The sequence below is a fragment of the Agrococcus baldri genome, from assembly GCA_900114805.1.
GTDB lineage: Bacteria > Actinomycetota > Actinomycetes > Actinomycetales > Microbacteriaceae > Agrococcus > Agrococcus baldri.
On sequence record FOZN01000003.1, the window covers coordinates 647,741 to 669,993 of the forward strand.

Annotated in this window: 20 protein-coding genes; 18 read left to right on the top strand and 2 right to left on the bottom strand. The window is 72.2% G+C overall.

Annotated elements, in window-relative coordinates:
• Positions 1–98: 98 nt before the first annotated feature.
• The 4 genes from leuS (at position 99) to holA (ending at position 6,760) form a co-directional block, all read left to right on the top strand.
• Complete coding sequence (gene leuS, locus BM288_RS11500) at positions 99–2,642, top strand: leucine--tRNA ligase (protein ID WP_092918971.1); 2,544 nt, start codon at positions 99–101, stop codon at positions 2,640–2,642.
• A 123-nt stretch (positions 2,643–2,765) separates the two neighbouring features.
• Positions 2,766–3,329: a ComEA family DNA-binding protein gene (locus BM288_RS11505; RefSeq protein ID WP_092918973.1), complete on the top strand. Its 564-nt coding sequence runs from the start codon at positions 2,766–2,768 to the stop codon at positions 3,327–3,329.
• Positions 3,330–3,417: 88 nt separating this feature from the next.
• Entirely contained in the window at positions 3,418–5,757 is a 2,340-nt protein-coding gene (locus tag BM288_RS11510) for a ComEC/Rec2 family competence protein (protein WP_092918975.1), read from the top strand.
• A gap of 10 nt (positions 5,758–5,767) precedes the next feature.
• Positions 5,768–6,760: a DNA polymerase III subunit delta gene (holA, locus tag BM288_RS11515; RefSeq protein ID WP_092918977.1), complete on the top strand. Its 993-nt coding sequence runs from the start codon at positions 5,768–5,770 to the stop codon at positions 6,758–6,760.
• Between the two features lie 293 nt (positions 6,761–7,053).
• Here the strand turns inward: holA and rpsT are convergent, their stop codons facing one another.
• Entirely contained in the window at positions 7,054–7,314 is a 261-nt protein-coding gene (rpsT, locus tag BM288_RS11520) for a 30S ribosomal protein S20 (protein ID WP_092918979.1), read from the bottom strand.
• A gap of 231 nt (positions 7,315–7,545) precedes the next feature.
• Here rpsT and lepA point away from each other — a divergent pair, with 231 nt between their 5' ends.
• The 3 genes from lepA to hemW are packed head-to-tail and all read left to right on the top strand — an operon-like array spanning position 7,546 to position 11,256.
• The gene (gene lepA / locus BM288_RS11525) at positions 7,546–9,396 is read left to right on the top strand and encodes a translation elongation factor 4 (protein ID WP_092918981.1); all 1,851 of its coding nucleotides are present in this window, start codon (positions 7,546–7,548) and stop codon (positions 9,394–9,396) included.
• Between the two features lie 13 nt (positions 9,397–9,409).
• A complete protein-coding gene (locus BM288_RS11530) occupies positions 9,410–10,048 on the top strand; it encodes a DUF1990 family protein (RefSeq protein ID WP_092918983.1) in 639 nt (212 codons plus the stop codon).
• A 2-nt stretch (positions 10,049–10,050) separates the two neighbouring features.
• Positions 10,051–11,256 (top strand): radical SAM family heme chaperone HemW, encoded by a 1,206-nt coding sequence (hemW, locus tag BM288_RS11535; RefSeq protein ID WP_092918985.1) that lies wholly within the window; start codon positions 10,051–10,053, stop codon positions 11,254–11,256.
• 13 nt (positions 11,257–11,269) lie between these two features.
• Here the strand turns inward: hemW and BM288_RS11540 are convergent, their stop codons facing one another.
• Complete coding sequence (locus BM288_RS11540; RefSeq protein ID WP_092918986.1) at positions 11,270–12,202, bottom strand: DUF4870 domain-containing protein; 933 nt, start codon at positions 12,200–12,202, stop codon at positions 11,270–11,272.
• A 181-nt stretch (positions 12,203–12,383) separates the two neighbouring features.
• Between BM288_RS11540 and hrcA the strand changes: the two genes are divergently transcribed.
• From hrcA to BM288_RS11595, 11 genes are all read left to right on the top strand, one after another.
• Positions 12,384–13,397, top strand: coding sequence for a heat-inducible transcriptional repressor HrcA (gene hrcA, locus BM288_RS11545; protein WP_092918987.1), 1,014 nt, complete (start codon positions 12,384–12,386; stop codon positions 13,395–13,397).
• The gene (gene dnaJ, locus BM288_RS11550; protein ID WP_092918988.1) at positions 13,398–14,495 is read left to right on the top strand and encodes a molecular chaperone DnaJ; all 1,098 of its coding nucleotides are present in this window, start codon (positions 13,398–13,400) and stop codon (positions 14,493–14,495) included.
• Positions 14,495–15,220 carry a 16S rRNA (uracil(1498)-N(3))-methyltransferase gene (locus BM288_RS11555; protein ID WP_092918989.1) on the top strand — a complete coding sequence of 242 codons (726 nt, stop codon included), beginning with the start codon at positions 14,495–14,497 and terminating at the stop codon, positions 15,218–15,220. Before dnaJ ends, BM288_RS11555 begins: the two co-directional genes overlap by 1 nt.
• A gap of 39 nt (positions 15,221–15,259) precedes the next feature.
• On the top strand, positions 15,260–15,604 hold the full coding sequence (locus BM288_RS11560) for a histidine triad nucleotide-binding protein (RefSeq protein WP_092918990.1): 345 nt from the start codon (positions 15,260–15,262) through the stop codon (positions 15,602–15,604).
• A gap of 34 nt (positions 15,605–15,638) precedes the next feature.
• Positions 15,639–16,622, top strand: coding sequence for a PhoH family protein (locus BM288_RS11565; RefSeq protein WP_092919096.1), 984 nt, complete (start codon positions 15,639–15,641; stop codon positions 16,620–16,622).
• On the top strand, positions 16,622–17,113 hold the full coding sequence (ybeY, locus tag BM288_RS11570) for an rRNA maturation RNase YbeY (RefSeq protein ID WP_092918991.1): 492 nt from the start codon (positions 16,622–16,624) through the stop codon (positions 17,111–17,113). Before BM288_RS11565 ends, ybeY begins: the two co-directional genes overlap by 1 nt.
• Positions 17,113–18,393 carry a hemolysin family protein gene (locus tag BM288_RS11575; protein ID WP_092918992.1) on the top strand — a complete coding sequence of 427 codons (1,281 nt, stop codon included), beginning with the start codon at positions 17,113–17,115 and terminating at the stop codon, positions 18,391–18,393. The genes ybeY and BM288_RS11575 overlap by 1 nt, the downstream gene beginning before the upstream one ends.
• Positions 18,390–19,397 (top strand): GTPase Era, encoded by a 1,008-nt coding sequence (gene era, locus BM288_RS11580; RefSeq protein ID WP_318255516.1) that lies wholly within the window; start codon positions 18,390–18,392, stop codon positions 19,395–19,397. Before BM288_RS11575 ends, era begins: the two co-directional genes overlap by 4 nt.
• A gap of 75 nt (positions 19,398–19,472) precedes the next feature.
• Positions 19,473–20,714: a sensor histidine kinase gene (locus tag BM288_RS11585; protein ID WP_092918994.1), complete on the top strand. Its 1,242-nt coding sequence runs from the start codon at positions 19,473–19,475 to the stop codon at positions 20,712–20,714.
• A 10-nt stretch (positions 20,715–20,724) separates the two neighbouring features.
• Entirely contained in the window at positions 20,725–21,372 is a 648-nt protein-coding gene (locus BM288_RS11590; RefSeq protein WP_092918995.1) for a response regulator, read from the top strand.
• A gap of 75 nt (positions 21,373–21,447) precedes the next feature.
• The gene (locus BM288_RS11595) at positions 21,448–22,218 is read left to right on the top strand and encodes an alpha/beta fold hydrolase (protein WP_092918996.1); all 771 of its coding nucleotides are present in this window, start codon (positions 21,448–21,450) and stop codon (positions 22,216–22,218) included.
• Positions 22,219–22,253: the final 35 nt, after the last annotated feature.

Consider the following 22,253-nt stretch of genomic DNA (forward strand, 5'->3'; position numbering starts at 1 on the left):
GTTCCAGCTCGATTCTGGCACGACGCGGCTGATCAGCACGTCGCCGTAGACTGGGGAGCCGGTCAGCCGCCGACGGCTGACGCCATCCAGGAGCATCAGTGACCGACGAGACCTACGACTTCGCCCGCATCCAGCAGCGCTGGCTGCCCGTGTGGGACAGCATCCGTCCCTTCGCGACGGACGACGAGACCGACACGCGCCCGCGCAAGTACGTGCTCGACATGTTCCCGTACCCCTCCGGCGACCTCCACATGGGCCACGCCGAGTCGTACGCCTACGGCGACGTGCTCGCACGCTACTGGCGCCAGCAGGGCTTCAACGTGCTGCATCCGATCGGCTGGGACTCCTTCGGCCTGCCCGCCGAGAACGCGGCCATCAAGCGCGGCGCCGACCCCAAGGCGTGGACCGACGCCAACATCGCCCAGCACAAGAAGTCGATGCGCCAGTACGCCACCGCCTTCGACTGGGACCGCATCCTGCACACGAGCGACCCCGGCTACTACAAGTGGAACCAGTGGCTCTTCCTCGAGCTCTACAAGGCGGGCCTCGCCTACCGGAAGCCGTCGAACGTCAACTGGTGCCCCAACGACCAGACGGTGCTGGCGAACGAGCAGGTCGTCGACGGCCGCTGCGAGCGCTGCGACACCCCGGTGGTGAAGAAGAAGCTCACCCAGTGGTACTTCAAGATCACCGACTACGCCGACCGGCTGCTCGACGACCTGAACCAGCTCGAGGGCCGCTGGCCCGAGAAGGTGCTGCGCATGCAGCGCAACTGGATCGGCCGCTCCGAGGGCGCAGAGGTCGAGTTCGAGATCGAGGGCCACCCGGGCACGGTGCCGGTGTTCACCACCCGTCCCGACACGCTCTACGGCGCCACGTTCATGGTGGTGGCGCCCGACTCCGACCTGGCGGCGGAGCTGGCCGCAGGCGCCGACGCAGAGGTGCGGATGCGGTTCCAGGCCTACCTGGACGAGGTCGGCCGGATGACGGAGATCGACCGGCAGAGCACCGAGCGCGTCAAGACCGGCGTCGACCTGGGGCGCTTCGCGATCCACCCGCTGACGGGGGAGCGGATGCCCGTGTGGGCCGCCGACTACGTGCTGGCCGACTATGGCCACGGCGCGGTCATGGCCGTCCCCGCGCACGACCAGCGCGACCTCGACTTCGCGCGCGTGTTCGACCTGCCCGTGAAGGTGGTCGTCGACACGAACGCGGCTGTGACCGGTGTCATGCCGGTCGTGCCGCTCGACGAGCACGGCAACGCCGTGCTGCCCGACGACCTGCCGGCGCTCGACCCCAAGAGCACCGGTGAGGCGCTCACGGGCGACGGCCGCATGATCAACTCCGGCGAGCTCGACGGCCTGTCGAAGCAGCACGCGATCGGCCGCATGGTGCAGCTGCTCGAGGCCCGCGGCACCGGCCGCGCCGCGAAGTCGTACCGGCTGCGCGACTGGCTCGTCAGCCGGCAGCGCTACTGGGGCACGCCCATCCCGATCATCTACACGGCCGACGGCCAGGAGGTGCCGGTGCCGTTCGAGCAGCTGCCCGTCACGCTGCCCGACTCGGCCGGCCTCGATCTCACGCCCAAGGGCACCAGCCCGCTCGGTGCCGCCGAGGACTGGGTGAATGTGGCATCGCCCATCGACGGCAGCCCCGCCAGGCGCGACGCCGACACGATGGACACGTTCGTCGACTCGTCCTGGTACTTCCTGCGCTTCCTGTCGCCGAACGATGACACGCAGGCCTTCGACCGCAAGCAGGTCGAGCGCTGGGCGCCGGTCGACCGCTACGTCGGCGGCGTCGAGCACGCCATCCTGCACCTGCTCTACGCGCGGTTCATCACGAAGGTGCTCTTCGACCTCGGCCACGTGTCCTTCAGCGAACCGTTCGAGTCGCTGCTGAACCAGGGCATGGTCATCCTCGACGGCGCGAAGATGTCGAAGTCGAAGGGCAACCTCGTCACGCTGTCGGAGGAGCTCGAGCAGTTCGGTGTCGACGCGGTGCGCCTGGCGATGTCGTTCGCCGGCCCGCCCGAGGACGACATCGACTGGAAGGACGTCTCGCCGACCGGCGCGCAGAAGTTCCTGGCCCGCGCCTGGCGGCTCTCGCGCGAGCAGCTGGCCGAGCCCGGCACCGACCCGAAGCCGGGCGACCGCGCCCTGCGGCGCGAGACGCACAGGTTCCTGGCGGATGCGCCGGGTCTCATCGAGGGATTGAAGTTCAACGTGGCCGTGGCGCGGCTGATGGAGCTGACCAACGCGACCCGCAAGGCGGTCGACTCCGGCCCGGGCGCGGCCGACCCGGCGGTGCGGGAGGCGGTCGAGACGATCGCCCTGGGCCTGTCGCTGTTCGCCCCGTACACGGCGGAGGAGATGTGGGCGAACCTCGGCCACGAGCCCTCGGTCGCGAACGCCGGCTGGCAGGAGGCCGACCGGTCGCTGCTGGTCGAGCAGAGCGTCACGGCCGTGGTACAGGTCAACGGCAAGGTGCGCGACCGGCTCGAGGTGTCCGCCGACATCAACGACGCCGACCTCGAGACGCTCGCGCGCGAGCTGCCGGGCGTCGCCCGCGCGATCGGCGACGCGACGATCCGCAAGGCGATCGTGCGCGCGCCGAAGCTCGTGAACTTCGTCATCGGCTAGCCGCCCTCCCTCCCTGAGCCGCTCCGCGCCGCTGGTGCCGAGCGTGTCGAAGGGCGGCGACACCCTCCACAGGTGCGCCGAGAGCGTCTGCGCGCCCCGACCCATCCGCTCTACCGTGCCCGGATGGCCGGAACGGATGCGCGCTGGCGGCTGAGCGCGGGGGCCGCGGTGCTGCTGGTGCTCGGCGCCGTCGCTGGCGGTGTGGCGCAGCGCATGGTGGCGGACGCGCAGCCCGCCGCGGTGCTGCCGGCACCGGTCGCCACCGCGACGGCCGAGCTGGTGGTCGACGTGCAGGGCGCGGTCGCCGAGCCGGGCGTCTACCGGCTGCCGGAGGGCTCGCGGGTGCTCGACGCGCTCGCGCGCGCGGGTGGCACGGACGAGGAGGCCGCACCGGGCGCGCTGAACCTCGCCCGGCCGCTGGCCGACGGCGAGCAGCTGATCGTGCCGACCGTCGAGGAGCAGGCCGAGGTCGCGCAGGCGAGCCCCGAGGAGGGCGGTCCGGTCTCCCTCAACCGCAGCGATGCGGCGGCGCTCGAGACGCTGCCCGGCGTCGGCCCTTCGCTGGCCGGCGCGATCATCGCCCACCGCGACGAGCACGGACCCTTCACCGACATCGCTCAGCTCGATGACGTCGCCGGCATCGGTCCGGCGACGCTCGAGCGGCTGACGCCGCTGGTGACGCTGTGAGCGCGGCTTCCGACGCGGCCCTGCCGAACGCATCCCTCGCGTGGCGCGCAGCGCTCGTGCGCGAAGCCCAGCACAGCGGTGGGCGCTGATGCGCGATCTGCGGCTCGCGCTGCCGGTCGCGATCGCGTGGGCAGTGCTGGCGGTGCTCAGCTCGCACGCTGCGCTGCTCGGGGCGGCAGCCGTCTCCGCCGCAGGCGCTGCTGCAGCGGCGCTGCTCGCGGCCCACCTGCTGGAGCGGTGCTCGGCGCCGCCGGGTGCGACGGGCCCGTCGGGCGACCTCGTGGGCCGGCTCTCCCGCTTCGTCACCGCGCGGCGCACCGTCGCGGCGCTGCGCACCGTCGGCCTGGGGGCGGCACTCGCCTGCCCGCTGCTGGCCGGCGCCGACGCGGTGGTGGCGACGGATCTGGACACGTGCGATTCGCTCACCCTGCTGCTGCTCGGGCAGGCCGCGCCCACCGAGGTCCTGGTGACCGGCTGCGACGGGCAGGGCGTGCTGCGCAGCGCGATGCTGCTGCGGGTGACGGATGCGTCCCTCACCATCGGCGGCACCGCATCCGGGTCGTGCAGCGCGTGGCTCGACGGCTCCCGCTGGCTGCTCGCCTGCACCGAGCTGGAGGTCGCGCAGCCGCAGGCGTGGGCGTCGTGGGCGGCGCCGCTGCGCGACGGCCTGCTGCGGGCTTCGGCGCAGCTGCCGGGCGTGGGCGGCGAGCTGCTGCCGGGCCTGGCGATCGGCGACGAGCGGCGAGTGAGCCCGCTGCTGCGCACCGCGATGCTCGACACGGGCCTCTCGCACCTCACCGCCGTCTCCGGGGCGAACTGCGTGATCGTGGTCGGCATCGCCTTCCAGTCCGCGGCGGCGCTCGGCGCGAGGCGGGTCGTGCGCGTCGGTGCGGCGGCCGCGGCACTGGCGGCGTTCGTCGTGCTCGTCACGCCGGAGCCCTCGGTGGTCCGGGCGGCCACCATGGCCTCGATCGGGCTGCTCGGCATCGTCACCGGGCGCAGGGCGGGCGCGATCGCGCTGCTGTCGCTGGCGGTGCTGGTGGTGCTCGCCCTGCAGCCGCACATGGCCACGAGCGTCGGCTTCGCGCTCTCGGCGCTCGCCACCTGCGGGCTCATCGTGCACGGCAGGCCCATCACGACGGTGCTCGCTCGCTGGCTGCCGACGCCGATCGCCGCGCTCATCGCGGTGCCGGTCGCGGCGCAGCTGTGGTGCCTGCCGGTGCTCGTCGCCCTCGACGCGCGCGTGAGCCTCGTCTCGGTGCTCGCGAACCTGCTGGCCGGGCCGGCCGCGCCGCTGGTCACGGTCGTGGGGCTGGTGGCGTGCCTCGCGTCGCCGCTGGCCCCGGCCGTCGCCATCGGGCTCGCGTGGGTCGCGTGGCTGCCCGCCGCGTGGATCGCCGAGGTCGCGATGGTGTCCCAGCAGCTCCCGGCCGCCCAGGTGCCCTGGCCGGTCGCGCCCTGGGGCGTCATCGCCGCATCCGCCATGCTCGCGCTCGTCACGATCGCCCACGCCCGGCGCCGGCTCGCACGCGGGATCGCGGCCGCGCTGGTGCTGGGGCTGGTGGTGGGACTCGGCGCCGCGTGGCCGAGCATCCGGATGGGCACCCTCGCTGACTGGCGCATCGCGCAGTGCGACGTCGGGCAGGGCAGCGCCACCCTCGTGCGCCACGAGGGCGCCGTCGTGCTCGTCGACGCCGGGCCGGAGCCCGCCCGCATCGACGGGTGCCTGCGCACGCTGGGCGTGGGGCGCATCGACCTGCTCGTGCTGACCCACTTCGACCTCGACCACGCCGGCGGCTCACCGGCGCTGGCCGGACGAGTGGGGCTGCTCGTGCACGGGCCGCTCGACGAGCGGGCGCTGCCGACGGTCGAGGAGCTCGCGGTCGGCGGTGCAGCGACGCAGGAGGCGCGGCGCGGTGACGCCTGGCAGGTGGGCGGCATCCGCGTCGAGGCGCTCTGGCCGATGGGCGAGCACGAGCCCGGCAACGACGCGAGCGTCGCGGTCAGCATCGACCTGCCCGATGCCGGCAGCGGCGCGGGCACGAGCGCCGCAGCGGGCGATGGCGAGGGCATGCTCGAGCTCATCGTGCTCGGCGACCTGAGCGCGCGGCCGCAGTCGCGGCTGCTGCGCGCCGGCATCCCGCCCGCCGCCGTCGTGGTCGTGGCTCACCACGGATCGGCCGATCAGCTGCCAGCCCTGTACCGCGACGTCGGCGCCGTCGTCGGACTCATCGGCGTCGGCGAGAACGACTACGGGCACCCGACGGATGCGGCCCTGCGTCTCGTGCAGGAAGCCGGCGGCGTGCCGCTGCGCACGGACGAGCTCGGCATCATCGCCCTCGCGGTCGACGAGTCGGGCGTGCGGGTGTGGTCGGAGCGCACGGTGTCCACCCCGACAGCGTCTGCCGCGGTGGGCGGCTCCCCGTAGGCTGGTGCGCATGGCGCAGAGCATCCCCAAGATTGGCTGGGAGCAGGTGTCGCCTGCACCCGTCGTGCTGGTGTTCGGCAAGGAGTCGTTCCTCGCCGACCGCGCCATGCAGCGGCTCAAGTCGCTGCTGGTGATGGAGGATCCGGAGCTCGAGGTGAGCGACCTCGACGCCGGCCAGTACAGCGACGGCGCGCTCGAGCTGATCGCCAGCCCCTCGCTGTTCGACGAGCCCCGTCTGGTGCGGGTCGCGAACGGCGTCAAGGCGACGGATGCGTTCATCACCGACGTGCTCCGCTACCTCGAGCAGCCCGTCGACGGCACCACGCTCGTCATCCGGCATGATGGCTCGACCGTGCGCGGCAAGAAGATGCTCGACGCGATCCGCAGGACGTCCGGCGCCCTCGAGGTCGCGTGTCTGCCGCTGGGCAAGGGCGACATGGTGCCCTTCGCCCGGAACGAGCTGCGCATGCTCGAGCGCGAGGCGACGCCGGGCGCGATCGCCGCGCTCGTCGACGCGTTCCACACCGACATCGCCGAGCTCGCCAATGCCATCCGCCAGGTGGTGCTCGACACCGAGGGCCCGGTGACCGAGCAGGTCGTGCGCACCTACTACGCCGGCCGCGTCGAGACCACCGCCTTCGCCGTGGTCGACGCCGTCATCGCCGGCGATGTCGCGCGGGCGCTCGTCACGCTGCGGCAGGCGATCGCCACGGGCGCCGACCCGGTGCCGATCGTCGCCGCCTTCGCGATGCGCTACCGACAGCTCGCGAAGGTCTCCGGCGCCACCGGCGGCGGCCCCCAGGTCGCGCGGCAGCTCGGCATGCAGGACTGGCAGCTGAACAACGCCCGCAAGGATCTGCGCGGCTTCACCGATGCGAAGCTGTGTGACGCGATCGAGGCGATCGCGCACGCCGACCATGCCGTCAAGGGCTTCGAGCGCGACCCGCAGCACGCCGTCGAGCGGCTGGTGCGCCAGCTCGCCGAGAGCCGCGCCGCCGTCTGACCCGGGCTTGCCGGGGCATGGCCGCGAGCCGGTCCTGACCAGAGGAAGAGTCTCGAGCAGAGGACGATTTCTCCTTGATTCGCGACGGATCGCCGATTGCTCCTCGATTCGCGACAGGTCCCGCTCCGTCCGCTGCTCGCGACGCCGGATCGCGCTGGAGCGGTAGCGCTGGCGCGGCAGCACCGACCTGCAGGCGCCTGCCAACGCAGAAGCGGGGCCCCATCAGGGACCCCGCTTCGAAGCGTGCGGCTCTGCAAGCAGAGTGTGCAGCGCAGCGCAGTGTGGCTAGCAGCTCAGAGCGCTGCGACCTGCTTGGCGATCGCCGACTTGCGGTTCGCCGCCTGGTTCTTGTGGATGACACCCTTCGACACGGCCTTGTCGAGCTTGCGCGTGGCAACGGTGACCTTCGCCTGTGCGGCGTCCTTGTCGCCGGCGGCGATGGCCTTGTTGGCCTCGCGCACAGCGGTGCGGAGCTCGCTCTTCAGCGCGCGGTTGCGGTCGGTGGCCTTCTGGTTCGTCAGAATGCGCTTGATCTGCGACTTGATGTTCGCCATGGTGTCCTGTCTTGGTTGAAACGTGGTGTGGCGGCGGCTTGCGCTCGAGCGAGCCCGCCGCGACCCGGTCCCGCGCGACGGGCGCGCAGGAACAGGGGAAGCCAACGAATGATGCTATCAGCGGGCGGGCTTCGATCGCAACGCGAGCCGACGCATCCGCTGTGGAAGAATGGACTTTTCGCACCGCCCACTTCCGGCGGCCCCGCTGAGCTTCCCAGACGAGAAGGACCCGTGAGCCCCCGAGCGACCAAGGCACTCCAGCCTGCCGCGACCGACCCGGCGCAGATCCGCAACTTCTGCATCATCGCGCACATCGACCACGGCAAGTCGACCCTCGCCGACCGCATGCTGCAGCTGACGGGCGTCGTCGACGACCGCTCGATGCGGGCGCAGTACCTCGACCGCATGGACATCGAGCGCGAGCGCGGCATCACCATCAAGTCGCAGGCCGTGCGGATGCCGTGGGAGCTCGAGGGGGAGACCTTCGCGCTCAACATGATCGACACGCCCGGCCACGTCGACTTCACCTACGAGGTGAGCCGCTCGCTCGCCGCGTGCGAGGGCGCGATCCTGCTGGTCGACGCCGCGCAGGGCATCGAGGCGCAGACCCTCGCCAATCTCTACCTGGCGATGGAGAACGACCTCGAGATCATCCCGGTGCTCAACAAGATCGACCTGCCCGCCGCCGACCCCGAGAAGTATGCGGCCGAGATCGCGGGCCTGATCGGCGGCGACCCGGCAGACGTGCTGCGCGTGAGCGGCAAGACCGGCGAGGGCGTCGAGGCGCTGCTCGACCGCGTCGTGCGCACCATCCCGGCACCGGTGGGCGAGGTCGACGGGCCGGCCCGCGCGATGATCTTCGACTCCGTCTACGACTCCTACCGCGGCGTCATCACCTACGTGCGCATGGTCGACGGCAGGCTGACGCCGCGCGAGCAGATCCAGATGATGTCGACCGGCACCAAGCACGAGCTGCTCGAGATCGGCGTCTCGAGCCCCGAGCCGAAGCCCTCCGAGGGCCTCGCGGCCGGCGAGGTCGGCTACCTGATCACCGGCGTGAAGGACGTGCGCCTGTCGAAGGTCGGCGACACGATCACGACCGCCAGGAATGCCGCCGAGCGGCCGCTGCAGGGCTACGCCGACCCGAAGCCGATGGTCTTCTCAGGCATCTACCCGATCGACGGCAGCGACTACCCCGTGCTGCGCGAGGCGCTCGACAAGCTCAAGCTGTCGGATGCGGCGCTCGTCTACGAGCCGGAGACCTCGGTCGCGCTCGGGTTCGGGTTCCGCTGCGGGTTCCTCGGCCTGCTGCACCTGGAGATCATCACCGAGCGGCTGCGCCGCGAGTTCGACCTCGACCTGATCGCCACCGCCCCGAGCGTGATCTACCAGGTGCAGACCGAGGATCGCGGCATCCACACCGTGACGAACCCGTCGGAGTTCCCTGAGGGCAAGATCCACTCGGTGGTCGAGCCGATGGTGCGCGCGACGATCCTGGCGCCGAAGGACTACGTGGGCGCGATCATGGAGCTCTGCCAGTCGCGCCGCGGCACCCTGAACGGCATGGAGTACCTCTCGGAGGACCGCGTCGAGCTGCGCTACCGGCTGCCGCTGGGCGAGATCGTCTTCGACTTCTTCGACCAGCTGAAGTCGAAGACCCAGGGCTACGCCTCGCTCGACTACGAGGTCGACGGCGAGGAGGAGGGCGACCTGGTGAAGGTCGACATCCTCCTGCAGGGCGAGCAGGTGGATGCGTTCAGTGCCATCGTGCACCGCGACAAGGCCTACGCCTACGGCGTGCTGATGGCCGGCAAGCTGCGCGAGCTCATCCCTCGGCAGCAGTTCGAGGTGCCCATCCAGGCAGCGGTCGGCGCCCGCATCATCGCCCGCGAGACCATCCGCGCCATCCGCAAGGATGTGCTCGCCAAGTGCTACGGCGGCGACATCTCCCGCAAGCGCAAGCTGCTGGAGAAGCAGAAGGAGGGCAAGAAGCGGATGAAGATGGTCGGCCGCGTGGAGGTGCCGCAGGAGGCGTTCATCGCCGCGCTCTCCAGCGGCGAGACGAAGAAGGACGCCAAATGATGAGGACGGCACGGTGAGCACACCTATCCGCGATCGCGCGACGAACTACGGCTCGGTCGGCGCCACCGCGCACTTCGACTTCCACCGCTTCCCGCCCAAAGGCTTCGAGGTGGTGCAGCTGCGCAGCCGCATCGGCCACGGACGCCCGCGCTATGACGCGGCGGTGGCGGCGCTGCGCACCTGGAAGATCCAGCGGCTCGCCGGCATCGAGGTCGACGTGGTCGGCACCGAGGAGGGCACCGTCTACCGCCCGGTCGGCTTCGACGGCACCGAGGCCACCCGCGCCGCGAGCATCGAGCCGCAGCAGGACTTCGGCCCGGACGGCGAGCCCTTCCTGCAGCCGGGCGACTCGGTCGACCAGCGCATCAGCGTGCTCGGGGTGCAGATCCACGCCCCCATGCGCGTGATCGCGGTCGAGGATGAGGCGAACAGCCACGGCGTCATCCTCGGCACCCTCGAGGGCCACCCGGAGGCCGGCGAGGAGCGCTTCACGATCGAGATCGTCGAGGACGAGACCGTCTTCCTGCACTTCCGCGCCATCGTGCGCAGCGCCAAGTGGTGGGTCAAGCTGGGTGCTCCGGCGGCCAAGGCCACCCGTGCGAGGTACCACGACCGCTACATGGATGTGCTGCGGTCGATCGACGTGCGCTGACCGTGGGACGCCTGCCTGAGGGCGAGCCCGCGCCGGCCGACGGCGCGCTGCCCGCCGGCACCGCGGCCGATGCGCCCTTCGGGGCCTACATCCACGTGCCGTTCTGCTCGGTGCGCTGCGGCTACTGCGACTTCAACACCTACACCGCCGACGAGCTGCGCGGCGCGACCCGTGCCGGCTACCCGGGCGATGTCGCGAAGGAGATCGCGCTCGCCCGCACCGTGCTGGGCGAGCTCGGGCCGCTGCGCCCGATGCAGACGGTCTTCTTCGGCGGCGGCACGCCCACGCTGCTGCCCGCCGGCGACCTGGTCGCCATGCTCGAGGGCGTGACGGATGCGTTCGGCCTGGCCGAGGGCGCGGAGGTCACCACCGAGGCCAACCCCGACTCGATCGACGCGGAGGGCCTCCGCCGGCTGAAGGCCGGCGGCGTCACGCGCGTGTCCTTCGGCATGCAGTCGGCGGTGCCGCACGTGCTCGCCGCGCTCGACCGCACGCACGATCCCGCTCGCGTGCCGCAGGTGGTCGACTGGGCGCGCGATGCGGGGCTGGAGGTGAGCCTCGACCTCATCTACGGCGCACCCGGCGAATCGCAGGGCGACTGGCAGCGCTCGCTCGACGCCGTCGTCGCGATGGAGCCCGATCACGTCTCCGCGTACGCGCTGATCGTCGAGGAGGGGACGGCGCTCGCCCGCCGGATCCGGCGCGGCGAGCTGGCCGCTCCCGACGACGACCTGCAGGCCGCCATGTACGAGGCGGCGGATGCGACGCTCGCCGACGCGGGCTACACCTGGTACGAGATCTCCAACTGGGCACGGGGCGAGCGCGTCGCCCGGCACAACCTGGCCTACTGGCGCGGCCACGACTGGTGGGGCTTCGGCCCCGGCGCGCACAGCCACGTCGGCGGGGTGCGCTGGTGGAACGTCAAGCACCCCGCCGCCTACCGCGACCGACTGCTCGCCGGGGCCTCGCCCGCGCTCGCGCGCGAGGTGCTCGACGACGAGACCCGCCGCGTCGAGCGCGTGCTGCTCGAGTCGCGCATCGCCGAGGGACTGGCCATCGACGTGCTCGAGCCCGAGGGCCGGCTGGCCGTCGCCGGCCTGGTCGCGGATGGCCTGGTCGACGGAAGAGCCGCCCTCGCCGGCCGGGTGATCCCGACGCTGCGAGGGCGGCTCCTGGCCGACGCGGTGGTGCGGCGACTGCTGCCCTGATGCTGGCTGCTGGTCAGCTGATGATGCGCCAGTTGAACGGGTAGCGGTACGAGCCGCCGTTGTTCACCCGCATTGCGCCGATGATCGAGAAGATCACCTGCAGCAGGCCCGGCAGCCACCACAGGAGCAGCAGGATCACGCCGATGCCGACGACGCTGAGGATGGTGCCCAGGATGAGCAGGCCGACCGTCAGGATCGTCATGAAGATGCCGAAGTTCAGCGCCTCCTTGGCCTCCTGCTTGGCGAAGGCGCTGCGGTCCTTGTAGATCATGTAGACGATCAACGGGCCGATCCAGCCGCCGTAGCCGCCGGTGACGATCGTCGAGAGACCCGAGAGGTGGCCCCACATGCCGGCGTTCTTCTCGTCGACCGGCGACATGGGCGCCGCGGCCGCGTACTGCGGCTGGCCGGGTGCGCCGTACTGGGGCTGACCGGGGGCGCCGTACTGCGGCTGACCGGGCTGGCCGTAGGGCTGCTGCTGGCCGGGCTGGCCGTAGGGCTGCTGCCCCGCTTGGCCCGGCTGCCCGTACTGCGGTGCGCTCGGGGAACCGTACTGCGGGGCGCCGGGCGAGCCGCCCGGCTGACCCTGCTGGGGCTGGCCGTAGCCGGGAGCGCTCGAGTGATGGCCCGGCTGCTGCTGGCCGTGCTGCCACTCCTGGCCGTTCGCGGCGGGCTGTCCGAAGGCAGGCTGGCCGGGGGCCGGGTCGACGGCGGGGGAGGAGAACGACTGCGCGGGCTCGCCGACGGGCGGCGCGCTGGGAGCAGCGGGCGCGCTGGGCGCCGCGTGCTGCTCGTGGGTCACCGCGAAGCCGTCCACAGGCTGCTCGGCGTCCACAGGACGCGCGGGGTCGGCGGGCTGCGACGGGTGGATCGGCTGCTCCGGGTCGACGGGCTGCCGCGCTGCGGGATCGTGCTCCTCGGGACGGGGCGCATTGGGATCGGACATGGCTTGCCTTTCGTGGATGATCGTCGCGGAGCCGCTGGGGGGCGGTCCCGCTGCGCCCATTGTGCGCCCTCTCGGCTGAAAGTCGGATGCGAGCAGGGCGGGTCGCGATAGGATTGGCAGTCAGCAGTCGAGAGTGCCAGGGCGCGGCGCAGAGCCGCCGCCCGCAGCGAGAGGAGCGTGGATGGTCTCGGATCGCGGCCTCGAGGTCCTTCGCGCGATCGTGCAGGACTACGTGGCGCTGCGCGAGCCGGTCGGCTCGAAGTCGATCGTCGAGCGGCACGCCTTCGGCGTCTCCGCCGCCACCATCCGCGGCGACATGGCGCTGCTGGAGGAGGAGGAGCTGATCGTCGCTCCGCACACCTCGTCCGGTCGCGTGCCCACCGACAAGGGCTACCGGGTGTTCGTCGACCGGCTGCAGCGCATGCAGCCCCTGACGCACGCGCAGCGCGTCGGCATCACCCGCTTCCTCGACGAGGCGGTCGACCGTGCCGACGTGCTCGATCGCACCGCGCGGCTGCTCTCGCAGCTGACCAACCAGGTCGCGCTCGTGCAGGTGCCGATCCGTCGGCACACGCTCGTGCGGCGCGTCGAGCTGGTCGCGGTCGTCGAGCACAAGCTGCTGGCGGTGCTCATCCTCGACTCCGGCCGGGTCGAGCAGCGGGTGGTCGACGCGCAGCAGCGCATCGAGCCCGAGGAGGCCACCGCGCTCGGCCGCGCCTTCACCGAGACGGTGGCCGAGCAGGCGCCGGCCGAGGCCGTCCAGCGCCTGGCCGGCGCAGCCGCATCCGCCCCAGCCTCTCTGCGCGCGGCGACCGCCGCCGTCGCGCAGGCGCTCACCGAGATGCTGCAGACCGGCGGCGGCGACCGCATCGTGATGGCCGGTGCCTCGCACCTGGTGCGCGAGGAGCGGGACTTCCAGGGCACCGTCACCCCGGTGCTCGACGCCATCGAGGAGCAGGTGACGCTGCTGCGGCTCTTCGACGAGATGGGCGCGGAGGGAGAGGTCGCGACCCGCATCGGGCGCGAGCTCACCGGGGCGCTGGGGGAGGCGTCCGTCGTCGCCTCCACCTACAGCACCGACGGCATCGAGGGCCACGTAGGCGTCCTCGGGCCGACCAGGATGGATTACGCAGGGAACATGGCCGCGGTGCGCGCAGTTGCGCGCTACCTGACGCGGCTGCTGAGCGAGGACTGAGTGACAGACCACTACGAGACCCTCGGCGTCGCGCGCGACGCCGGCCAGGACGAGATCAAGAAGGCCTACCGCAGGCTCGCCCGCGAGCTGCACCCGGATGTGAACCCGAGTGGGGATGCGGCGGAGCGGTTCAAGGACGTCACGCACGCCTACGACGTGCTGGGCGACGCGCAGTCGCGCGCGGAGTACGACCGCGGCCCCATGCCCGGCATGGGCGGCGCGGGCGGCTTCGGCTTCGGCGACATCTTCGAGCAGTTCTTCGGCGGCGGCGGGCGCTCGAGCGGCCCGCGCTCGCGGAGGCAGCCCGGGCAGGACAGCCTGCTGCGCGTCGACCTCGACCTGGCCGACGTGGTCTTCGGCGTGCACCGCGAGCTGCGCGTGCAGACGGCGGTGCTGTGCGAGACCTGCGACGGCGCCGCCACCGCGCCCGGCACCAGCCCCGAGCGCTGCACCCAGTGCGGCGGCTCCGGTCACGTGCAGCGGCAGGTGCGCTCGCTGCTCGGCAACGTCGTCACCAACCAGCCGTGCACCATCTGCCAGGGCTTCGGCACCGTGATCCCGCAGCCCTGCCACACCTGCGCCGGCCACGGCCGCGTGCGCGCCGAGCGCACCATCCCGATCGACATCCCCGCCGGCGTCGACACCGGCCTGCGCATCCAGCTGCCCGGTCAGGGCGAGGTGGGTGAGGGCGGCGGCCCCGCCGGCACCCTCTACCTCGAGATCAACGTGCGCCACCACGACGTGTTCAGCCGCGACGGCGACGACCTCCTCGGCACCCTCGAGGTGTCGATGCCGGATGCGGCGCTCGGCGCCCGCGCGACGGTCGAGGGCATCGACGGCCCGGTCGACGTCGAGGTGCGCCAGGGCATCCAGTCGGGCGACGTCATCACCATCGGCGACCGCGGCGTGACCCGCCTGCGCGGCGCCGGCCGAGGCGATCTCAAACTGGGCGTGCAGGTGGTGACGCCGACGAAGACGGACCGGCGCACCGAGGAGCTGCTGCGCGAGCTGAAGGAGCGCACCCGCGCGCCCGAGCCGCAGCTGGCGCAGTTCAAGCAGGGCCTGTTCGCGAAGATGCGCGACCGCTTCCACCTCTGATGGCCCACTGCTACTGGCACGACGCGCTCGCGGGCGCGGCCGCCGGCGACCTCGTCACGCTGACGGGCGAGGAGGCGCACCACGCCGCTGTCGTCTCGCGGATGCGCCGGGGCGAGCGGGTGCTGCTCAGCGACGGTGCCGGGGTGCTCGCGGAGGGCGTGATCGACCGGGCCGAGCGCGAGGGCGTCCACGTCGTGCTGCAGGAGGTGCGCGTCGTGCCCGCGCCGAGTCCGCGCATCGGTCTGGCGCAAGCGCTCGCCAAGGGCGACCGCGCCGAGCTCGCGGTGCAGGCCTCGACCGAGTTGGGCGTCGACGCGATCGTGCCGTGGCAGGCGCGCCGCAGCGTCGTGCAGTGGAAGGGCGAGCGGGGCGAGAAGTCGCTCGATCGCTGGCGGAAGGTGGTGCGGGAAGCCGGCAAGCAGGCGATCCGCGCCCGCCTGCCCGAGGTGGGCGCCGCCGTCGACACCGCGGGGCTCGCGGCGCTGGCGGAGGATTGGCAGCTGCTCGTGCTCGAGCCCACCGCATCCGTCTCGATCCTCGAGGTGCCGATCGAGCGCGACGCGCTGCTCATCGTGGGGCCAGAGGGCGGCATCGACCTGGGCGAGCTCGAGGCGCTCGAGGCGGCCGGCGCCGTGCCGGTGCGCATGGGCGAGCACGTGCTGCGCACCTCGACCGCCGGGCTCGCGGGCATCGTCGCGCTCTCGGCGCGGCTCGGCCGCTGGTGAGCCAGGACGCTCCGAGCGGTGCGAAGGTAGGCTGACGGCATGGCTGAGAGCACCGTGTTCGAGAAGATCATCGCGCGCGAGATCCCCGCGGAGATCGTGCTCGAGAACGACCGCATCATCGCGTTCACCGACATCGCGCCGAAGGCCCCCATGCACGTGCTGGTGGTGCCGAAGACGCCGCAGTACCGCGACGTGGTCGAGCTGGCCGCCGGCGACCCCGAGCTGCTCGGGGAGATCGTGCAGGCGGCGCAGGCGATCGCGCGCGAGCGGGCGGAGGGCGACTTCCGGCTCGTGTTCAACACCGGCGAGCTCGCCGGGCAGACGGTGTTCCACGCGCACGCGCACGTGCTCGCAGGAACCCTTGGAGAGGACTCGCTTGCCTGACGCAACGCAGTCGATCGAGATCGACGGCATCGAGATGGTGCGGCTGCTGGGGCCGCAGGACCGGCTGCTCACGCGCCTCGAGCACGAGCACCCCGACGTGCAGGTGGCAGTGCGGGGCAACCAGGTCACGCTCACCGGCCCGGAGGAGGACGTCGAGGTCGCCCGCCGGCTGGTGCAGGAGCTCGTCGACCTGGTGCGACAGGGCACCCAGCTGACCGGCACCGAGGTGGGCGAGGGCTCGCGCATCCTGCGGCAGGACTCCTCACGCAGCCTCTCCGACGCGATCGGCGAGGTGATCCTCACCTCCAAGGGCAAGTCGATCCGCGCGAAGACCGAGGGGCAGCGCGCCTACGTCGAGGCGATCGAGGCGAGCACCATCGTGTTCGGCATCGGTCCCGCCGGCACCGGCAAGACCTACCTGGCGATGGCCAAGGCGGTGCAGGCGCTGCACCGCAAGGAGGTCAACCGCATCATCCTCACGCGGCCCGCGGTCGAGGCCGGCGAGCGGCTGGGCTTCCTGCCCGGCACGCTCACCGACAAGATCGACCCCTACCTGCGGCCGCTGTACGACGCGCTGAACGAGATGATGGACCCCGAGCTGCTGCCGAAGCTGCTCGCCACCGGCGTCGTCGAGGTGGCGCCGCTCGCGTACATGCGCGGCCGCACGCTGAACGACTCCTTCATCGTGCTCGACGAGGCGCAGAACACCAGTCCGGAGCAGATGAAGATGTTCCTCACGCGCCTCGGCTTCGGCTCGAAGATGGTCGTCACCGGCGACGCGACGCAGGTCGACCTGCCTGCGGGCACCTCGGGGCTGCAGGTGGCGAAGAGCGTGCTGGGCCGCATCGACGACATCCACTTCGCCGAGCTCACCAGCGCCGACGTGGTGCGGCACACGCTCGTGGGCGCGATCGTCGACGCCTACACCGAGCACGACCAGCGGCAGATGGCGCGGCAGGCACGCAAGGGGCAGCAGAACCACCGTGCCCAGGAGCATCACCGAGGAAGGCGCGGCTGATGGCCATCGACATCCTCAACGAGTCCGGCGCCGAGGTCGATGAGGCGCAGCTGCTGCGCCTGGTCGCCTTCGACCTCGAGAAGCTCTTCGTGCACCCCGACGCCGAGGTCTCGATCGCGCTCGTCGACGTCGCGACGATGGAGCAGCTGCACGTGCAGTGGATGGACGAGCCGGGCCCGACCGACGTGCTCTCCTTCCCGATGGACGAGCTGCGACCCGGCTCGCTCGATCGCATGACCCCCGCCGGCCTGCTGGGCGATATCGTGCTCTGCCCCGACGTCGCCGCCGAGCAGGCGAAGGACGCCCGGCACAGCCTCATGACCGAGCTGCGCCTGCTCACCACCCACGGCCTGCTGCACCTGCTCGGCTTCGACCACGCCGAGCCGGCCGACCGCGACGAGATGTTCACGCTGCAGGACAAGCTGCTGGCCGCCTTCGACGACCGCGAGCGCAGTGCGCAGGGCGAACCCGGGCCGGGCCGCACCGCCTGATGTTCGAAACGCTCCTCTTCGTCGGCGCGGCGCTGCTGGTCGCCTTCGGCGCCTGGCTCGCCGCCTGCGACGCGGCGCTGAGCGTCGTCTCGCGCGCCGAGCTGCAGGCGGCGGCCGGGCAGGCCCGGCGCGGCAGGGCGATGCTCGCCATCGCCGACGACCTGCGCAGCCACAGCATGACGCTGCAGTTCGGCCGCATCATGTGCGAGACGGTCGCCGCGGTGCTCATCACGCTCGCAGTCGACTCGCTCGTGGTCGAGTGGTGGATCACGCTGCTCGTCGCCGGCGGCGCCATGATCGTCATCTCCTTCGTCCTGGTCGGCTCCAGCCCACGAGCGGTCGGCCGCACCCACGCCGTCGGCCTGCTGCGCGCATCCGCCGGCTTCATCCGCTTCTGGCGGGTGCTGAGCGGGCCGATCGCCTCGCTGGTCGTGACGATCGGCGACAAGGTGACGCCAGGCAGGCAGCGCGAGACCGCGTTCTCGACCGAGGCGCAGCTGCTGTCGATGGTCGACGCGGCCACCGAGAGCGAGGTGCTCGAGGACGACGATCGCGAGCTCATCCACTCGATCTTCGAGTTCAACGAGACGCTCGTGCGCGAGGTGATGGTGCCGCGGCCCGACATGATCGTCGTCGAGCGCGACACCAGCGCGCAGGACGCGCTGCGGCAGTTCCTCGACAACGGCCTCTCGCGCATGCCCGTGGTGGGGGAGTCGACCGACGAGATCGACGGCATCCTCTACCTGCGCGACGTCGTGCGCAGCCGCACCTGGCGCCCCGACGCGGTCGAGACCGCCGCCGAGCTCGCGCGTCCGGCGATCCTGGTGCCCGAGTCGAAGAAGGCCGACGACACGCTCGCGCTCATGCAGGCCGAGCGGATGCACGTGGCGATGGTCGTCGACGAGTACGGCGGCATCGCGGGCCTGGTGACGCTCGAGGACCTCGTGGAGGAGCTCGTCGGCGAGATCCACGACGAGCACGATCGCGGGCGCGCAGAGGCGGTGGACGCCGGCGAGGGCGTCTGGCACGTCTCCGCCCGGCTGCAGATCGACGAGCTCGGCGACCTGTTCGGGCTCAACCTGGACGACGAGGACGTCGACACGGTCGGCGGCCTGATGCAGAAGGAGCTCGGCCGCATCGCCGAGCTCGGCGACGTCGTCACGGTCGAGGGGCTGCGCCTCGAGGTGCGCTCGCTCGACGGACGCGGCCGCAGCGCCGGCGAGATGGCGGTGCAGCGCGTGGCCGAGCCGGCCCCGCGCACGGGCGAAGGAGCATCATGATGGAGCACGATCAGCAGGGCGACCAGCACGAGGACGCTGCGCACGAGGACGCGGCGAACGAGGACACCGCGCCCGAGGACACCGGGCGCGCCGCGCAGCAGGCAGCGGAGCGCGCGGAGCGCCACCGCAGCGGCTTCGTCACCTTCGTGGGCCGCCCGAACGCCGGCAAATCGACGCTCATGAACGCGCTGGTGGGCGAGAAGATCGCCATCACCTCGTCGAAGCCGCAGACCACCAGGCACGCCATCCGCGGCGTCGTGCACCGTGACGACGCGCAGCTCGTGATCGTCGACACCCCCGGCATGCACAAGCCGCGCACCCTGCTGGGGCAGCGGCTCAACTCGGTCGTGAAGACCACGCTCGGCGACGTCGACGTGATCTGCCTGTGCATCCCCGCCGACGAGCCGATCGGCCCGGGCGACCGCTACATCGACCAGCAGCTCGAGGGCTTCCCGCGCGCGCGGAAGATCGCCATCGTGACCAAGACCGACCGCGCCTCCAAGAAGGCGGTGGCCGCGCAGCTGCTGGCGGTCTCCGAGCTGCGCGAGTGGGATGCCATCGTGCCGATCTCGTCGGTGAAGGGGAGCCAGCTCGACGTGCTCGTCGACCAGCTCGTCGCGCTGCTGCCGGTCGGCCCGCCGCTCTACGAGGCCGACACCACCACCGAGGAGTCGCTCAGCGTGCGGCTCGCCGAGCTCATCCGCGAGGCGGCGCTCGAGGGCGTGCGCGACGAGCTGCCGCACTCGATCATGGTCACGATCGACGACATCGTGCCGCGCGAGGGCCGCGACCTCACCGACGTCTACGCCAACCTCTGGGTCGAGCGCGACAGCCAGAAGGGCATCATCATCGGCAAGGGCGGTTCGCGCCTGCGGCAGGTGGGGGCGGATGCGCGGGCCGAGATCGAGCGCACGCTCGGCACCCAGGTGCACCTCGACCTGCGCGTCAAGGTGGCGAAGGAGTGGCAGGGCGATCCGAAGCAGCTGGGCCGCTTCGGCTTCTGATCCGCGCCTCCGCCCAGCGGATGATTCCGGACTGGGAACCCGACTCCGGCGCCGCCGTCGCCCTAGCCTGAAGCCATGTCCACCGAGGTGAGCCCGGAGGCCGAGCCCGCCTCGGCGGCCGCGCCGACGCATCCGCCGGCCCGCCCGTGGATCGACCGCTCGGCGTTGAAGGCCGACGGCATCCTGGCCGCCGTCACCGTCGGCGTGCTCGCCATCCCCTCGCTGCTGCTGGCGATCGTGATGACCGAGAGCATCCAGTGGGCGCTGTCGCTCGCGGTGACGGCCGCGATCATCGTCGCCATCCTGCTGCGCCGCACCCGCCCGGTGCTGGCGCTGGCCGGGCTGACGCTGCTCGCCCTCGCTCACGTCGCGATGCACGCGTGGATGTATCCGGTCTGGTTCGGCGTGCTCGTGGTGCTCTACTCGGTCGGCCGCTTCAGCCGCTGGCCGGGCAGGCTCATGGGCTTCGGCCTCGCCCTCATCGCGTCTCTGCTCGCGGCCTACTGGCTGGTGGTCGAGACCTCCGTGCAGGGCGTCGAGACCGTGGTCGGCGTGCTCGACGTGCTGGCGTTCCTCTGGATCCCGCCGATGCTGCTGTTCAGCGTCGCCATCCTCACCGGCTGGGGCGTCGCGGCCGTCGACCGCTCGACTGCCGCGACGCAGGTCGCGCAGGTGTCGCTGCGGCGCGCCGACCAGGAGGAGGAGCGCGCGGCGCTCGCCCGTGACATGCACGATGTCGTCGCGCACTCGCTCGCGGTGGTGATCGCGCAGGCCAACGGCGCGCGCTACACGCAGGACCCGGTCGCGAAGGACGCCTCGCTCGCGTCGATCGCGAGCACCGCGAAGGAGGCGCTCGGCGACGTGCGGCTGCTGCTCGCGCAGCTGCGGCACACCGAGGCGCCCGACCCGATCGCGTCGCTCGCCGGTGTCGATGCACTCATCGAGCGGATGCGTGAGGCCGGCCTCGACGTGCGGCTCGAGCGGGCGGGCGAGCCCGTCCCGCTGCCGCGCACGGCCGACATCGCCGCCTACCGCATCCTGCAGGAGGCGCTCACGAACGCGCTGCGGCATGGCGACCGCGACCAGCCGGTGCACGTGCGGCTGCGCGGCGTGCCGCTGCCGGGCGGCCCCGGTGGCATCGTGGTCGACGTGCACAACCGCCTCATGACGGCGCTCGGCCAGCACGGACCGGGCCAGCCCGGTCACGGCGTGCGCGGCATGCACGAGCGCGCACGCCTCGCCGGCGGCGAGGCGTGGACCGGCATCGAGGACGGCTGGTTCCGCGTGCGCGCGGCCTTCCCGGCCGGGCTGCAGTGAGGGGACGGGCGTGATCCGGGTACTGATCGTCGACGACCAGGCGCTGTTCCGCGGCGGCATCCGCATGCTGATCGAGTCGCAGCCCGACATGACGTGCGTGGGCGAGGCCGCCGACGGGGCGCAGGCCGTGCGCCTCGCCGACGAGCAGCAGCCCGACGTGGTGCTGATGGACGTGCGGATGCCGGTGCTCGACGGCATCTCGGCCACCGCCCGCATCGTCGCGGCCAGGCCGCAGAGCCGGGTGCTCGTGCTCACCACCTTCGACCTCGACGAGGCCGCGGCGCGCGCCATCCGGGCCGGCGCATCCGGCTTCATCCTGAAGGACGCGGAGCCCGAGCTCGTGCTCGCGTCGGTGCGCACCGTGCACGCCGGCAACGAGGTGGTCGCCGCGAGCGCGACCCGCGAGCTGTTCAAGGCCTTCGGCGCGCAGCGCCGCTCGGCGCCGGCGGCCTTCGAAGCGCTCACCGACCGCGAGCGGCAGATCTTCGCCCTGGCGGCGAAGGGGCTCTCGAACACCGAGATCGCCCGCAGCGAGTTCGTCTCGGAGGCGACCGTGAAGACCCACATCTCGCGCATCCTGACGAAGCTCGGACTTCGCGACCGCGTGCAGCTGGTCGTGTTCGCCTACGAGCACGGCCTCACCGGCGAGCGCGCCTGACCGGTGACCGAGCGCGCATGACCGGCGAGCGCGCCCGCTGTGGCTCGCCCAGCGACCGCAGGGCAGGATCGAGGCATGCACATCGCTGAGTCCGGGCCGGCGGACGCACCGCCCCTCCTGCTGCTGCACGGCGGCGGCGTCGCCGGCTGGATGTGGCGACCGGTGCTCGAGGCGCTGCGCACGCCGGTCCGCGCGCTCGTGCCCGACCTGCCCGGTCACGGTGCCGACGCATCCGTCGACTACCGCTCGCACGACGAGACAGCCGCCGAGCTCGAGCGGCTGCTCGAGGACCGCGCGCCCGCGGGTGCGACGGTGGTGGGGTTCTCGCTCGGCGGGCAGCTCGCCGTGCTGCTCGCGGCCCGGCGGCCGGAGCTGGTCGCAGACGCTGTGGTGGTCAGCGCCCAGGCCAAGAGCATCGTCATGCCGCAGCTGACGCTCGCGATGCTCGCCGCCGCGGCCCCGCTGGCGAAGTGGCGCCGGTTCGCCCGGCTGCAGGCGAAGGAGCTGTTCGTGCCACAGGCGCTGCTGCCCGAGTACCTCGCCGACAGCGCGCGCATCTCGAAGGCGACGCTGATCGCGAGCGTGGGGGAGAACCTGCGGTTCACCGTGCCGAGCGGATGGGCGAGGCCGGCCGAGCGGGCGGGCGCGGCCCCCAGCGCGCTCGTCGTCGTCGGTGCCGGGGAGCGGGCGCTGATGCGGGACTCGGCGCGCGTGCTGCACGAGGCGCGGGCCGGCAGCGAGCTGCGCGTCGTCGACGGCGTCGGCCACGGCCTGCCGCTGCAGCGGCCCGACCTCCTGGCAGGCATCCTGGACGAGCGGATCGCCCGCGCTCATCCCAGGGGATGATGCGGATCCGACCAGCGCCTGACGATGCCGGCCCC